This is a genomic window from Streptomyces sp. NPDC023157 (genome assembly GCF_055560575.1).
The window spans coordinates 216,596-231,831 of the sequence record NZ_JBVHIL010000007.1; the positions used below are offsets into that span (position 1 = coordinate 216,596).

Below are 15,236 nucleotides of genomic sequence, written 5' to 3' on the forward strand. Positions count from 1 at the left end.
GACCCCGTGGTTCGGTGGGTGGGGGTGTCGCTCGTCGGGGCGTGGGTCAGAAGTCCCCGTTCCAGGTGCCTCTCGTGCCGGTGCCGTCGGTGTCGAGCGCGGGACCGGGCTGCCAGGTCGTGTCGGCCCCGCCCGCGCCGCCGTCGCCGGTGCCCGATCCGGCGTTGGTACGTGTACGGGTGCCGGTACGGGTACGGGACCGGGCCCCCGGGAAGCCGGCGAGGCGGGAGCGCGGGGTGCGGGCGGTGCGGGCGGTGCGGTCTGGGGCGCGGGCGCCCTGTACGACGAGTTCGCAGTCGTCGACGGCGACCGCCTCCCCCACCCGTACGGCCTCCTCGCGGCCCCGGTCCAGGCGCAGCAGCAGCTCGCCCGCGCCGTTCCTGCGCAGCCGGTGGGCGCCGCCGCCGCGGGCCCGGCGCAGGGTGGGCGCGGCGCCCCGCACCTCGTCGACGGTGAAGTGGAACTCGCCGCCCACGCTCTGCCCGGCGCGGATGGTGAGGGTGTCCAGGGTCCTTCCGTCCCTGCGGAGTTCGAGCCGGGTCCCGGCGAGGACCCGGCGGCGGCGCCGGGCCGCGAGCCGGACACCGGCGAAGGCGCCGCACAGCGCGAGCACGGCCGCGCCGCCGGCCACGTACCGCCAGTACTTCTCCCACCAGGTGGGCCAGGGGGTGACCGACACGTCGAGGAAGGCGGTGTCGAGGGGCCGGTCCGGGTCGGCGGTGTCCACGACGGCGACCTGGCCGCCGAGTTCGCCGAGCGGCGTGCCCCGGCCGACGGTGACGGTGAAGGCCAGGCTCGTCTGCTTGCCCGGTGGGGCGACGACCGTGGCCGGGGAGATGCCGAGCTCGGCGTCGCCCGCCGTGCCGCCGGTCGCCGTGGAGCCGCCGGACGCCTGGCCGGTCGCCGTGGAGCCGTCGGATCCGGAGGCGTCGGGTCCGGAGCCGTCGGTGAGGCTGAGGCGCAGGGTGCGCGGGCCGGTGCCGTTGTTGGTGACGGAGAGCGTGCCGTGGACCGTGTCGCCCGGGTGCACGGTGACCCGGTCCACGGAGAGCCCGGCGGTGATCTCGGGCGTGCCGACGGTCGTCATGGTGTACAGCGGGCGTTCGTCGGAGGTGACGCCCGGCGCGGACATCCGGGCGACCAGCTTCAGCTTCCCGGCGGCGCCGGGAGGAACGGCGAGCGTGCCCGTGAACCGGACGTCCCCCGCCCGGCGGTCCGGGGCCCGCCCGTCGTCGGCGAGGCGCGCGGTGACCGGGGAGAAGCCGTCGCCGCTCAGTTCGACGGTGACGCCGATGCCGTCCAGCAGCCCGGGGTCGGTGATGACGACCCCGCGCCGGGTCTGCATCCGCACCTCCACCACGGCCTGCTGGCCCGCCCGCGGCGCGGCCGGGTCGAGGGTGAGGACCGAACGCAGCCGGCCCTGCCAGATGGCCCGGACGGCGACCTCCTGGCCGCCGTGGCCCTCGGGCGCCTCGACGCGGATGCGCCAGCGGCCCGGCAGCGGGTTCTTCACGCGCAGCGCCTCGACGGGCCCGTCCTCGCCGCTGACCTCGAAGGCCGACTCCTCGAACTGGCCGTGCGTGGGCACCTTGCGGCCGGCCGGGTCGTAGTAGGTGACGCGCACCTTCGGGTCGTGCTTGCTGACCGTGAGGGAGCCGTCGGTGGCGATGGGCGGGATGGTGACGTACAGGTCGGCGGGCGGCTTGCCGACGGTGCCGTTGGCGACCCGGGCGCAGCGGGCGGCGGCGAAGGTCTCCTGGAGCGCCTTGTCGATCTGGGCGGAGGAGTCGGCGACCCGCATCCGGGGCGTGGCGCCGGGGACGTCGGAGCAGGCGCCGCGGTAGCCGCCCTGGGCCATCGCGTCGAGCGCCGCCCTGTCGATGCCGCTGCCGAAGCCGAGCGGCCAGATCTGCACCCCGGCGGCGCGGGCGCGGGCCAGCTCCTCGTCGAGGCGCTTGGCGCCGTTGGCCTGGCGGCTGGCGGGGTCGGTGCCGTACTCGGGGCTGTCGCCGACGTCCAGCTTCCCGTCGGTGAGCAGGAAGACCACCTTGGGCGTGGTCTTCCCCGCGGCCCCGGTCCCGGCGGCCTCGGTGAGCCGGGAGACGGCCTGGCGGATCGCCGCGGGGAAGTCGGTGCCGGGGCCCATGAGGGCGCTGTCGCGCCGGGACAGGCCCTGGACGCAGTCGCTGAGCTTCCGGCGGCCGGCCTCGTCGACGGTGAGGAGCGGGCACACCTCGCGCACCGGCGACTGCCCGGCCTTCTCCGAGCTGCCGAAACCGATCACGGTGGCGCGGGACCGGTCGGATATCTCGCCCTGACTGAGCAGGGCCGCGGCCTCCGTCTCGCGCACGAGGTCCTTGTCGGCGAGGCTGGCCGACTGGTCGACGACGACGGCGAAGTCGATCGGGTCGGGCCCGTCGGACGCCTCGGACGCCGTCGTCAGGGGCACGCCCGCGCCCGGCACCGCGACGGCGGGGCCGCCGAACGGGCCGGACAGGGCGAGCAGCGCCCCGGCGAGGAACAGGGCGTTCCTCGGGTGTCTCCACTGCATCGTCAACTCACCACAGTTCGCTGAGGAGGGCCAGGAGCGCGCCGAGCACGAGGGACGCGACGCCGAACCTGAGCCATCGGTACTTGGCGGCGAGGACCACCCCGTGGACACTCGCCTGTTCGAGGAGCCAGCCGGTGGCGTCCGTGGCGGAGCCCTCCAGCCGGGTCCGCAGGGCGCCGGCGGTGGTGCCGGCCGTGAGTTCGCGCAGCAGGGTCCGCTCGGCGCCGAACCGCGTGCGCGGCAGGACGACGGAGACCAGCATCAGGACGCCCGCGGTCCACAGCAGCCCGGCCGTGACCAGGAGCGCGAGGGAGCCGCCGGCCGGCAGCGGGCCGCGGTCGCGCGAGAAGACGACCGCGAGGAAGGCGAGGGCCCCGGACAGCAGGATGGCCGCCTTGGTGTCGGCCCGGCCTATGTCGTCGCGGACGGTGGTCAGAAGCTGCTCGGCCATGCCGCGCAGCTCGGCGGGGACGGGGACGGGGGCGGGGGGCGGGGCCGGGGCGGTCCCGGGCTCGGCTCCTGTGGCCCCTGTGGCCCCCGTGGCCCCGGCGGTGGTCATTCGTCGTCCCAGTCGTCGAAGTCGGCGCTCGGGAGGGAGGAGCGGGGAGCGGGGCGGTCCGTGTCGTAGCCGGCGCGCCCGTCGCGCCCGTCGTACCTCTCGTCCGCGTCGTCCCGGCGCCCACGGTCTCCGTCACCACCCCGCCCCCGCCCCTGCTCCCGCTCCCGTCCCCGCTCGCGCTCGCGCTCGCGCTCGAACGAGGCCTGGACGCGGGTCGGTTCGTAGACGCGCGGGTCCGGCGGGCTGTCCGGGGTGTCCTCGTCGTCCCAGTGGGGCGCGGTCGGCTCCGGGTGCGCCGCCCGCTCCAGGGCCCGGCGGTCGGGGCCGGTGGCGGATTCGAGGACCCGGTCGGCGACGCCGCCGAGGATCGTGCCCGTGCTGCTCCGCAGGTGCTGGAGGATCTGGTACGCCTGCTCGTCGACCTCGTGGCGTTCGAGCACGCCGGAGTCGAGGAGCCGGTTGAAGACGGCGAGGAGGTCGGCCTGGCCCTCGCGCTTCTCCCGCTGGAGCTGGGTGCGGATCTCCCACTCGTGGTCGGGGTTCTTGGCCATGTGGTGGGCGATCTGGGCGAGGTCGCCGCGCCGGAACATGGCCTCCAGGTCCTCGGCCCGCGCCATGATCTTCTTCCGCTCCCACTCCTCCCGGCGCAGTTCGGCCTCGGCCTCGCGGGCGTCGGCCCGGACGGTCACCTCGACCTTGTCGGCGCGGGCGACCTCCTTGCGGACCTGCTCGTCCAGGTCGAAGAAGACGTACACCTGGGTGCGCAGGCCGATCTCCCGGCCGAGGGCGAGCCGGCCGGTGCTCAGCTCGTCGCGGACGGCCTCGTCGGCCCGCTGGGCCTCGGTGAGCCGGAAGCGGCGGGAGAGCGAGCGCAGTCCGTCGAGCAGGTCGTCGTGGAGGAGTTCCGCCACGTTCCACACCTGTTCCTTCACCACGCGGTACGGGTCCTCGACCGTCCACTTGACCCGCACCCGGACGTTGAACGAGGCCCCGTCGCCGGCGGCCGGCAGCTTGAGGGAGAACTCCGTGACGTTCTGCCCGAGCTGGACCTCGAAGACGGTGTACGGGGCGCGCAGCAGCGGCTTGTCGTTGTCCTCCTGCCGGTCGGGCCAGACGATCCGGTGCCCGCCGTTGCGGTAGAGCAGGACGGCGGCGATGAGACCGCTGGTGCGGCGGTACGGGGGCGCGACCTCGCGGATCAGCGGCCCGAGCGGGCCCTTGGGGCCCTTGCCGGACGGGCGCCCGGGCCCATTGCCGCCGCCCGCCCCGGCGCGCGCCCGGCCCTGGTTCGGGGCTCCCTGGTTCGGTACTCCCCGGTGCGGCGCGCCCTGGTGCGGCGCGCCCTGGTTCCAGCCGCCCTGCTGCTGCCCGCCGGGGCGCTGTGCGCCCCGGGCTCCGCCCTGCTCGGGACCGCTCATCGCTTGGCTCCTTCCGCGACGGCGTCCCACATGCGGCGCGCCGCGCTCTTGTTCAGGGGTCGGTCCCGGTCCCGTACCAGCTCGTTGAGCAGGCCGCGGAGCCGGTCGCGGTCGCGGCGTTCGACGGCGAGCAGCGGGAGCAGGCCGCAGACGAGGGCGAGGGCGGTCTCGTCCTTGGCCGCTCTCCGCACCAGGCCGCCGAGTCCGTCGAGCGCGGCCTCGCCGGCGCGTGCGGTGCCCAGGGTGCGGCGCAGCAGGGCGCCGAGCGCGGGCCCGAGGTCGGGCCGGGTGGCGAGCAGCGCGACGAGGAGGGGGCGGCTCGCGTGCTCGTCGAGTTCGGGCACGTCGCGCAGGCCCCACAGGTGGGTCGTCCGGGTGGTGAGGCTCGTGATCAGGGTGATGTGCACGAGGTTGGACAGGTTCAGGCGTCCGTCGGCGAGCCAGCGTTCGAGCCGGCGCAGCACCGGCTCGGGGTCGCCCGAGGCGAGCAGCCGCGTGACGCTGAAGCCGGCCGGGCCGAGGATCTCGACGGCGTCGGCGTCGTGCGACCTGACCACCCGGCCGATGGCGTCGAGCGAGCCCGGGACGCCGCCGGCGGCCAGCACGTAGCCGTGGGTGAGCAGCGCGGTCTCCACGAGCGCGGGTTCGTCGGCGCCGGCCCAGTCCTTGACGGTCGCCGCGACCGCGGGCCGGACGCGCGGGTCTCGGGCCGCCTCCGCGAGCGCGGTCGCGGCGGCCATCCGCGCGACGGCTTCGTCCCGTGCCGCGAGGGGCGCGACGAGCTCCCCGTAACCGTGGATCCAGTCCCAGGAGCAGAGCACCCCGGCGGCTATGGAGGCCCGGACCCACACCTCGGGCCGGGAGTCGTCGCACAGGCTCCGCAGCCAGCGGGCGACCGGGCCGCGGACGTTGTGGTAACCGTGCCAGACCTCGGCGAGGACCGCGGTGGCGAGCGCGTCGCCCTGGAAGCGCACCGCCCGCGCGGGCACCTTCGCCGGACCGAGGTCGAGCTCGACGTCCTCCAGGACGGAGCGGGCGAGGACCGGGCGGTGTTCGGCGTGCGTGCCGAACAGGCGCCGCCCGGCCGGGTGTTCGGGGTCGAGGGTGACGGCGAGTTCCCAGGCGAGGAGTTCGGCTGCCTCGGCGGCGATGCTGTACGCGGAGCCGTTGAAGACGGCGACGGCGATCCGGAACGCGGTGGCGTTCAGGGCGGGCAGCGCCTCGGGCACGGTGCCCGGCAGGTCGGCGCCCGCGAACCACTTGCGCGCCTGCGCCCGTACGAACGCGGCGCAGTCCTCCAGGAGTTGCTCGTCGGTCAGCTCCTCGCGCCGGCGGCGGGCCAGGTGGTCGGCGAGCCGGGCGGCCTCGCGCGGGCGGAGCTCCTCCAGGCCGAGCGCGGCGACCACGTCCTCGCGGTCCGCGAGGGCCCGGGCGGCGGCGGTGGCCTCCTCGGGCTCGCCGCGCAGCAGCAGCCGCAGGTGCCGGTGGAGCACCTCGTCGGCGGGTGGCGGGGCGCAGAACATGCCGTACCGTCCGCGCAGCAGCCGGTCGGCGAGGTCGCCGCTGCCGACGACGAGGACGCCGTAGCCGTCGACGCCGCCCAGCAGGTCGGCGAGCCGGTCGAGGTGCAGTTCGGAGAGGCGCACGCCCGGCTTCGGGTCGTGCGCGGCGCCGGAGCCGCCAATGTGGCGGGGCTCGCGCTCGGCGCGCTCGTCCTCGGCGAGGAGCTCGATGAGGTGGCCGGCGCCCGGCTGGAGGTTCTCGGAACGGATCTCGTCGACGCCGTGCCGGGGGTCGAGCCGGAAGACCTGCCGCTTGGCGACCTCGGCGAGCAGCGCGAGCGCGGTGGTCTTGCGTCCGCTGCCCGGCTCCCCGCACAGGACCAGGACGCGGTTGCCGCGCAGCCGGTCCTTCATGCGCTGGTAGCCGGCGGTCTCGCAGTACACCTCGTCGAGGTGGTCGAGGGTGTCGCGCGGGACGGCGCCCTGGACGAAGTGGCCGTGACCGCTGAGCCAGAAGTTGTAGAGGTCGCCTTCGTGGATCGTGGCGTCCCGGCCGACGGTGGTGTGGCGGTCCCCCGCCTCCCGCACGAGGGTGGCCCGCGCCGCGCGCGCGGTGCCCGCGCCGCCGGTGCCGGCCCCGCCGAGGTAGCCGCGGCCGACGTTCTCGAAGGGGTTGGCGGGGGACGGCGTGTCGGGGGCGTCGGGGGCCTTGTCCGCCTCCTTGTCGCTCCCCTTGCCGGACCCTCGGTCGCCACGGTCGCCGCGGTCGCCGCGGTCCCCCCGGTCGGCCTTGTCGTCCCTCTCGCCCCTGCCGCCCCTGTCGTCCCTGTCGTCCCTGCCGTCATGGCCGGAGGCCCCTCCCGGGGAGTCCCCACCGCCGCCCTGGTCGAGGTCGTCGTCGCTCACGCCGGGTCCCCCTCGCTCGTGCCGCTCTCGTTGCGGATGCCGGTGAACCCGCCGTGGATCGTGGCGCCCTCGACGACCTGGATGTCCCGGCCCGCGCGGTACGTGCGGTTGCCCCCGCCCGTACGCGTCGTACGAGGCGGTGAGCCGTCCCCCCGCGACGGCCCACCGCCGGTCTGTGCGTCACCCCTCGGTCCCGTCGGCGGCTCCGGGCGCCTCGGCACGTGGAACCACGCGTCCTCGTCGGTCTCCTTGGCGACCACGGCGGCCCGCCGGTAGTGCGCGGGCTCCACGTAACGGCCGCCCTCGACGACCACGTTGCGGTAGAGCCAGTCGGAGACCACGATCAGCAGGTCGACGTCCGGCGCGTCCGCCATGATCTGCTTGGCGCGGGCGCTGTCGCAGAGCCGGCAGGCGAGGTCCACGGCCCGGCCGACGAGACCGCGCCCGTCGTCGAGGACCAGACCCGCGTTCATGCCGACCCGCATCCGCAACGGCGAACGGCGGCCAGTGTTCCGCTCGCGCAGGCTCTCGTAGAGGGTGTCGATCCAGCGGCCGACCACGAGGGTCGGCGGGACGTCCGGGCGCAGCGCGGCGAGGATGCCGTCGCCGCGGTCCTCCTGGTGGACGGTGCCGGGCTCGATGCCGACGGAGGCGTACGCCTCGCCGAACGCCTCGTACATGGCGGCTCTCGTCAGCCGCTTCTCGTCCATGCCGAGGCGCCCGGAGCCGACGACGTCCCCGAAGACGACGAGCCGGTGGATGGCTCCCGCGCTCGCTCCCGTACTGCTCACTCGGACTCCTCATGAGGTGGTTCCGCGGTGGTGAGTGGTGGTGACGTGTCCAGCCTGGCGGCCGGCGCGCGTGGGCGATGTAGCCGTTTACACAGCCGGGGGTGGTTTGTCGGACGATTCCGCGCGGGGGCGTGCGCGCCCTTGCGCGAGGAGGACGAGCACGGGCATGTCGACGACGACGACCGTGCGGTTCGCGGTGCGGACGACGCCCTGTTCGCGCAGCAGCCGCAGCGCCTTGGCGACGGCTTCCCGGGTGGCGCCGATGGCCGCCGCCAGGTCGTGCTGGGGCAGCGGGAGTTCGAGGACGGTGCCCGTGTCGGCCCGGCGGCCGGCCCGCTCGGCCAGTTCGACGAGGCGGGCGGCGAGCCGCTGGAGGACGGTCTCGGAGGCGAGCGAGCGGCGCTCGACGTCGGCGCTGCGCAGCCGGGTCGCGAGCTGCCGCATGATCAGCGAGGTGGCGTGCGGCCGGGCGGCGAGGAAGCGCCGGAAGCGGTCGCCGGAGATCGCGACGGCCTCGATCCTGCTCAGCGCGGTGACGGTGGCGGAGCGCGGCCCGCGGTCGACGGCGGCGAGGTCGCCGACGACCTCGCCCGCGCCGCGCAGCGCGAGGATGAGCCGGGCGCCGCGCTCGGTGCCGACGGAGACGACCGCCCAGCCGGAGAGCAGGGCGAGGACGTACGCGGAGGTGTCCCGCTCCCGGATCATGATCTCGCCCGGCTCGTAGCCGCGCGGCGCACCCTCGGCGAGCAGGTCACGGCGGTCGGACGCGGGGAGCGCGTGGAGGAAGGAGCGTTCCTGGCCGAAAAGACTCAACGCTCGCTCACACCCCCGCACGGCTTGTGCTCTCGCGTGCTTGTTCCCCACAACAAGAAACAACCAGAGTCACATTGCTGACACTGCGTCACGTCGTGGGGTGAAGAACGCTAGAGGGTGGCCAAGAATCGCGTCAACGCGGGCGGGGGCGATCACGAGGGGCGCAAGGGAGCGCCGTTTTCGGCACCCTTGCGCCCCCTGCCGCCACCGGCCCGCGCGCGAGCCGCGACGGGCCCGTCGTACGGCGGGCGCCGAGGTCACGGGCGTGTGTACGGCGGGGTCACCCCCGCGTGAACGGCCCGACCGGGGCTGGGTGAACGACGCGCTCTCACTCGTACGTGTGAGCGATGAGCGGTCGCGTGTACGGGTGCACTGTCGGCCACGCGTGCGAGGCCGCTCCCGGAGCGCGCGACACCTTGGCCGTACGGCAGAGCGCGGACCGACCCGGCCGCACGGCAGAGCGCGTCACCCCCGCCCCGCCGCACCGCCCCGCCCCGCAGCTCCGCCCCTCCCCGCCCCGTCACAGCCGCGGGTCGACCGGCTCCGATTCCAGGGCGAGGACCGCGAAGACGGCCTCGTGGACCCGCCACAGCGGTTCCCCGTCGGCCAGCCGGTCGAGGGCTTCCAGGCCCAGCGCGTACTCGCGCAGGGCGAGGGAGCGCTTGTGGCCGAGGAAGCGGTCGCGCAGGCGCGCCAGGTTCTCCGGGCGGGTGTACTCGGGGCCGTAGACGATCCGCAGGTACTCCCGGCCGCGCACCTTCACGCCCGGCTGGGCGAGCCGCCCGTCGGCGCCCCGGACCAGGGCCGCGAGCGGTTTGACGACCATGCCCTCGCCGCCGGCGCCGGTCAGCTCCAGCCACCAGTCGACTCCGGCCCGTACGGACGCCTCGTCGTCCGGGTCGACCACGAGCCGCCGGGTGACCTGGAGCAGCCCGGTGGGGTCGTGCTCCACCAGGCGGTCCAGCCAGGCCAGCTGCTCGTCGTGCGGGACCCCGGCCAGCGAGCGCCCGCGGGCCGCGAGCAGCTGGAACGGCGCGAACCGCACGCCCTCCAGGCCCGCGGTCGGCCAGCAGTAGCGCCGGTACGCCTCGGTGAAGGCCGCCGCGTCCGCCGCCCGCTCGCGCTGCTTGCCGAGCAGCCCGTCGAGCCCGGGCACCCCGCGCGCGACCGCCTGTTCGAGCGCCCCCACCGCTTCCGGGAAGACCGCCCGGGAGGCGGCGCCGACCGCCGCGTACTGGGCGCGCAGCAGCCCCGTCGACTTCAGCGACCACGGCATCAGCTCGCCGTCGAGGAGCAGCCAGTCGGTGTCGAGCTCCTCCCAGAGCCCGGCCGCGCCGATCGCCGCCCGCAGCCGCGCCAGGACCGTCTCGGTCGTCTCCTGGGCGTCGAAGAAGGGGCGTCCGGTACGGGTGTGCAGGGCGCCGGTCGGCCCGTCGACGCCGAACCGCTCCCGGGCCGCTTCCGCGTCGCGGCAGACCAGGGCGACGGCCCGCGAGCCCATGTGCTTCTCCTCGCACACGACCTTCCCGACCTTGTCGGCCGCGTACTGCGCGAACGCCTCGGCCGGGTGCTCCAAGTAGTCCCCGTCAGCGGCTCCGCCGCGGGCCTCCACCTTGGAGGTGGCGGTCGGCGCCATCGTCGGCGGCAGGTAGGCGAGCAGCCGCGGGTCGACCGCGAACCGGCTCATCACCTCCAGCGCGGCGGCCGCGTTCTCCTCGCGGACGGCGACGTTCCCCATCTGCCGGGTCTCGACGATCCGGCGCCCGTGGACGTCGGCCAGGTCGAGCGGGCGCCCCTGGTGCCCGCCGGGCGCCCCGGTGGCGAGCGGCTTGGCCGGCTCGTACCAGACCCGCTCGGCCGGTACGTCGACGAGCTCGCGCTCGGGCCAGCGCAGCGCGGTCATCCGCCCGCCGAAGACGGCCCCGGTGTCGAGGCAGATGGTGTTGTTGATCCACGAGGTGTTCGGCACGGGCGTGTGCCCGTAGACGACGGTCGCCCGGCCCCGGTACTCCTCGGCCCACGGGTAGCGCACCGGCAGCCCGAACTCGTCGGTCTCGCCGGTGGTGTCCCCGTACAGGGCGTGCGAGCGGACCCGGCCCGAGGTACGGCCGTGGTACTTCTCCGGCAGACCCGCGTGGCAGACCACGAGCCGGCCCTCGTCGAGGACGTAGTGGCTGACGAGCCCGTCGATGAAGGCCGACACCTGGGCGCGGAACTCCTCCGGCTCGCGCTCCAGCTGCTCGATCGTCTCGGCGAGACCGTGCGTCCGCTGCACCTTCCGGCCGCGCAGCCAGCGCCCCAGCTTGTTCTCGTGGTTGCCCGGCACGCAGAGCGCGTCCCCGGCGGCCACCATGCCCATGACCCGGCGCAGCACGCCCGGGCTGTCCGGGCCGCGGTCGACGAGGTCGCCGACGAAGACGGCGGTGCGGCCCTCGGGGTGGTGCCCGTCCACGTAGCCCAGCTTGCCGAGCAGGGTCTCCAGCTCGGAGCGGCAGCCGTGGACGTCGCCGATGACGTCGAAGGGCCCGGTGAGGTGCCGCAGGTCGTTGAACCGCTTCTCCAGGACGACCTCGGCCTCCTCCACCTCCTCCACTCCGCGCAGCACGTGCACCTTGCGGAAGCCCTCGCGCTCCAGGCCGCGCAGCGAACGGTGCAGCTCGCGGCGGTGCCGCTGGATGACGTGGCGGGGCATCCCGGCCCGGTCGGGGCGCGCCGCGTTCCGCTCGGCGCACACCGCCTCGGGCAGGTCGAGGACGATGGCGATGGGCAGCACGTCGTGCGCGCGGGCCAGCTCGACGAGCCGGCGCCGCGACTCGCGCTGCACGCTGGTGGCGTCGACGACGGTCAGCCGGCCGGCCGCGAGCCGCTTGCCCGCGATGTAGTGGAGGACGTCGAAGGCGTCCTTGCTGGCGCTCTGGTCGTTCTCGTCGTCGGCGACGAGCCCCCGGCAGAAGTCGGAGGAGACGATCTCGGTCGGCTTGAAGTGGCGCCGGGCGAACGTCGACTTGCCGGAACCGGTGGCACCGATCAGGACGACGAGGGACAGGTCGGTGACGGGAAGCGTACGGGTCATGCGCTGACCTCCTTCGAGGTCTCGTCGGTACGGGGGGACTCATCGGTCCGGGTGAACACGGCCATCTGGGTGGGCGGGCCGACCTCGGGGTCGTCGGGGCCGACGGGGGCGAAGGCGACCTCGTAGCCGTACGAGGCGGCGACGTCCGCCGCCCACGTCCGGAACTCCTCGCGGGTCCACTCGAAGCGGTGGTCGCCGTGCCGGACGTGCCCGGCGGGCAGCGTCTCCCACCGCACGTTGTACTCGACGTTCGGCGTCGTCACGAGCACCGTCCGGGGCCGCGCGGAGCCGAACACCGCGTACTCCAGGGCGGGCAGCCTCGGCAGGTCCAGGTGCTCGATGACCTCGCTGAGGACGGCCGCGTCGTAGCCGGTCAGCCGCTTGTCGGTGTACGTGAGCGAGCCCTGGAGCAGGGTCACCCGGCCGGCCTGCCGCTCGCCCATCCGCTCCAGGCGCAGCCTGCGGGCGGCGACGGAGAGCGCGCGGGCCGACACGTCCACACCGACGATGTCGGTGAACCGCACGTCCTTGAGCAGCGCCTGCACCAACTGGCCCTGCCCGCAGCCGAGATCGAGCACCCGGGCCGCGTCGGCGGCACGCAGCGCGCCGAGGATGGCCTCGCGGCGCTGCTCGGCGAGCGGCACGGGCCGCTCTTCGGTGTCGGTGGTCTCGTCGACGGCGTTGTCGACGTCCTCGACCTCGAGTCCGTCCGCCTCGGCGAGCCGCACCAGCTCCAGGCGCTCGGTCGCCTCCCGGGTCAGCCCCCAGCGGCGGGACAGGTAGCGGCTGGTGATGAGCTGCCGCTCCGGGTGTCCGGCGAGCCAGCCGTCACCGGCGCGCAGCAGCTTGTCGACCTCGTCCGGGGCGACCCAGTAGTGCTTGGCGTCGTCGAGCACCGGCAGCAGGACGTAGAGCTGGTTGAGCGCGTCGGCGAGCCGCAGCTCGCCCTCCAGGACGAGCCGCACGTAGCGCGAGTCGCCCCACTCGGGGAACTCGGGGTCCAGCACGACCGGCTCCGCCGTCACCGACGCCCAGCCCAGCGGGCCGAACAGGCGCGTCACGAGACCGCCACCGCCGCGCGCCGGGAGCGCCGGGAGCTCGATCCGCAGCGGCAGCGGGGCGGCGGCCCGTTCGGGCAGGGCCGCGCAGGCGCCGTGCAGGGCGCTCTTGAAGACCTTGGCGAGCGCGACGGCGAGCAGCGAGGAGGCGGCGTAGGGGCGGTCGTTCACGTACTGGGCGAGCGCCGAGTCGGGCGCGCCGCCCCGCCCCTTGCCCTTGCCCCGGCGCACGAGCGCCACGGGGTCGACCTCCAGCAGGAGCGCCGCCGTGCAGCGCTCCGCCGTCGCCTCGGGGTAGAGGACGTGCGCGGTGCCGTGCGCGGTCGAGAACGCCTGCGCCTTCTCGGGATGCTTGTGCAGCAGGAAGCCGAGATCGGTCGCGGGGCGGTCAGGGGTGCCGGTCGTACTGATCGTCAGGAACACCTGTCCGAGTATGACCACGCCCTCCAGCACCGACCAGGCATTTTCCGACGCCCGGCCCCCGCGCTCGGGTCGTCCCTCCTACTCCCCGAGGGTGGTGGCCAGCCCGGCGATCAGGTCGGGGCCGACCCGGCAGCAGCCGCCGATCAGGCGGGCGCCGTCCGCCCGCCAGCGGGACATGGCGTCCGGGGCGAAGGTGGCGCCGCCCCGCCAGTCGCGGGCCCCGGCGTCCCACTCCTCGCCGCTGTTGGGGTAGACGACGACGGGCTTGCCGGTCACCTCGGCGGCGATCGCCACGGCGGGCCCGGCGTCGCGCGGGTCGCAGCAGTTGACGCCGACCGCGACGACCTGGTCGACCCCGGCGAGGAGCCCGAACGCGTCCGCCAGCGGCTGCCCGGCCCGGGTACGGTCCCCGTCGACCGTGTACGTGAGCCAGACCGGCACCCCGCACCCCTCGACCGCCCGCAGCAGCCCCTCCGCCTCGTCCGTGTCCGGCACCGTCTCCAGGGCCAGCACGTCCGGCCCGGCCTCGGCGAGGGCCTCGACCCGCGGCCGGTGGAAGCGGGCGAGTTCGCCGACCGTGAGCCCGTACCGGCCCCGGTACTCGCTGCCGTCCGCGAGCATCGCGCCGTACGGGCCGACGGACGCCGCGACCCACACCTCCCGGTCCACGCCCTCGCCCGCGGCCCGGGCCAGCTCCACGCTCCGCGCGAGGAGCCGCGCCGCCCCGTCCCGGCCGGTCCCGCGCCGGGCGAAGCCCTCGAAGGTGGCCTGGTAGCTGGAGGTGATCAGCACCTGGGCGCCCGCGCGGACGTACGCGGCGTGGGCCGCCTCGATCTGCTCGGGCCCGTCGGCGAGCAGCCGGGCGGACCAGAGCGCGTCGGACAGGTCGCAGCCTTGCGCCTGGAGCTGGTTGGACAGTCCGCCGTCGAGCACGAGCACCTGCTCGGCGAGGGCGGCGGCGAGCGGACGGACGGGTTTCATCGGGTCACCCCAGCTGCGTCTGGACCTGTGCGGAGATCAGCTCCAGGTGGTCCAGATCGTCCAGGTCGAGGACCTGGAGGTAGATCCGGGTGGAGCCCAGTGCACCGTACCTGCCGATCTTGTCGACGACCTCGTCGGGTGAACCCGCCAGACCGTTGGCCTTCAGCTCGGCGACGTCCCGGCCGATGGCGGCGGCCCGCCGGGCGACCTCGGCGTCGTCCCTGCCGACGCAGACCACGAGCGCGTTGGAGTACACGAGCGCGTCCGCCGGCCGCCCGGCCTCCGCCACGGCGTCCCGCACCCGCCCGAACTGCCGCTCCGTCTCCTCCAGCGAGGCGAAGGGGATGTTGAACTCGTCGGCGAACCGCGCCGCGAGACGCGGGGTGCGCCGCGCCCCGTGCCCGCCGACGAGGACCGGGATCCGCGCCTGGGCCGGCTTGGGCAGCGCGGGCGAGTCGGCGAGCCGGTAGTGCTCCCCCTCGTACGAGAAGGTCTTGCCGGGCTCGGTGCCCCAGAGTCCGGTGACGATCTCCAGCTGCTCCTCCAGACGTCCGAACTTCTCCTTCGGGAAGGGGATGCCGTACGCCCGGTGCTCCTCCTCGAACCAGCCGGCGCCCAGGCCGAGTTCGATGCGTCCGCCGGACATCCGGTCGACCTGGGCGACCTGGATGGCGAGGACGCCGGGGAGCCGGAAGGTCGCGGCGGTCATCAGGGTGCCGAGGCGGATCCGGCTCGTCTCCCGGGCGAGCCCGGCGAGGGTGATCCACGCGTCCGTCGGTCCGGGCAGCCCGTCGCCCGAGCCCATGCGGACATAGTGGTCGGAGCGGAAGAACGCGTCGAAGCCGAGCTCCTCGGTGGCCCTGGCGACCTTGAGCAGGGTGTCGTAGTCGGCCCCTTGCTGGGGCTCCGTGAAGATTCGAAGATCCATGCCTCCATCCTGCACCGTGGGGGTGCGTCAACCTCTTCGTCAGCGGACGATCATCACCGGCTCGGTCGGGTGAATATCCGCCCCCTGGGCGGGCGGCGGCCGGCCGGGCCAGTGACCGGGGCCCGTGACCCGTCGTTGGCTCGGGCGGAGCCGGACCGCCCGGCCCGCGCGCCGGCGGCCGCTGCCGGTGCGTCGCACCCCCTTTCGTGGCCCTTCCCGCAGCGGAGGGGCCT

The 15,236-nt window shown here is 75.1% G+C and carries 10 protein-coding genes; all 10 read right to left on the reverse strand.

From position 1 onward, the window contains the following. Positions 1-46: 46 nt before the first annotated feature. A complete protein-coding gene (locus tag ACZ3ZE_RS25640; protein ID WP_467260832.1) occupies positions 47-2,551 on the reverse strand; it encodes a VWA domain-containing protein in 2,505 nt (834 codons plus the stop codon). Between the two features lie 7 nt (positions 2,552-2,558). Next, a complete protein-coding gene (locus tag ACZ3ZE_RS25645) occupies positions 2,559-3,110 on the reverse strand; it encodes a Pycsar system effector family protein (protein ID WP_361178781.1) in 552 nt (183 codons plus the stop codon). Further along, positions 3,107-4,528: a hypothetical protein gene (locus ACZ3ZE_RS25650; RefSeq protein WP_467260834.1), complete on the reverse strand. Its 1,422-nt coding sequence runs from the start codon at positions 4,526-4,528 to the stop codon at positions 3,107-3,109. Before ACZ3ZE_RS25650 ends, ACZ3ZE_RS25645 begins: the two co-directional genes overlap by 4 nt. Beyond that, positions 4,525-6,936 (reverse strand): nSTAND3 domain-containing NTPase, encoded by a 2,412-nt coding sequence (locus ACZ3ZE_RS25655; RefSeq protein ID WP_467260835.1) that lies wholly within the window; start codon positions 6,934-6,936, stop codon positions 4,525-4,527. The genes ACZ3ZE_RS25650 and ACZ3ZE_RS25655 overlap by 4 nt, the downstream gene beginning before the upstream one ends. Then, positions 6,933-7,727, reverse strand: coding sequence for a nucleotidyl cyclase domain-containing protein (locus tag ACZ3ZE_RS25660; protein ID WP_467260837.1), 795 nt, complete (start codon positions 7,725-7,727; stop codon positions 6,933-6,935). Before ACZ3ZE_RS25660 ends, ACZ3ZE_RS25655 begins: the two co-directional genes overlap by 4 nt. An 87-nt stretch (positions 7,728-7,814) precedes the next feature. Next, on the reverse strand, positions 7,815-8,540 hold the full coding sequence (locus ACZ3ZE_RS25665) for a Crp/Fnr family transcriptional regulator (protein ID WP_361178772.1): 726 nt from the start codon (positions 8,538-8,540) through the stop codon (positions 7,815-7,817). Between the two features lie 520 nt (positions 8,541-9,060). Then, on the reverse strand, positions 9,061-11,613 hold the full coding sequence (locus ACZ3ZE_RS25670) for a polynucleotide kinase-phosphatase (RefSeq protein WP_442304575.1): 2,553 nt from the start codon (positions 11,611-11,613) through the stop codon (positions 9,061-9,063). Continuing rightward, positions 11,610-13,094: a 3' terminal RNA ribose 2'-O-methyltransferase Hen1 gene (locus ACZ3ZE_RS25675; RefSeq protein ID WP_467260838.1), complete on the reverse strand. Its 1,485-nt coding sequence runs from the start codon at positions 13,092-13,094 to the stop codon at positions 11,610-11,612. Before ACZ3ZE_RS25675 ends, ACZ3ZE_RS25670 begins: the two co-directional genes overlap by 4 nt. Positions 13,095-13,172: 78 nt before the next feature. Next, positions 13,173-14,075, reverse strand: coding sequence for a homocysteine S-methyltransferase (gene mmuM / locus ACZ3ZE_RS25680; protein WP_361178765.1), 903 nt, complete (start codon positions 14,073-14,075; stop codon positions 13,173-13,175). 4 nt (positions 14,076-14,079) lie between these two features. After that, positions 14,080-15,003 carry an LLM class F420-dependent oxidoreductase gene (locus ACZ3ZE_RS25685; RefSeq protein ID WP_361178763.1) on the reverse strand — a complete coding sequence of 308 codons (924 nt, stop codon included), beginning with the start codon at positions 15,001-15,003 and terminating at the stop codon, positions 14,080-14,082. Positions 15,004-15,236: the final 233 nt, after the last annotated feature.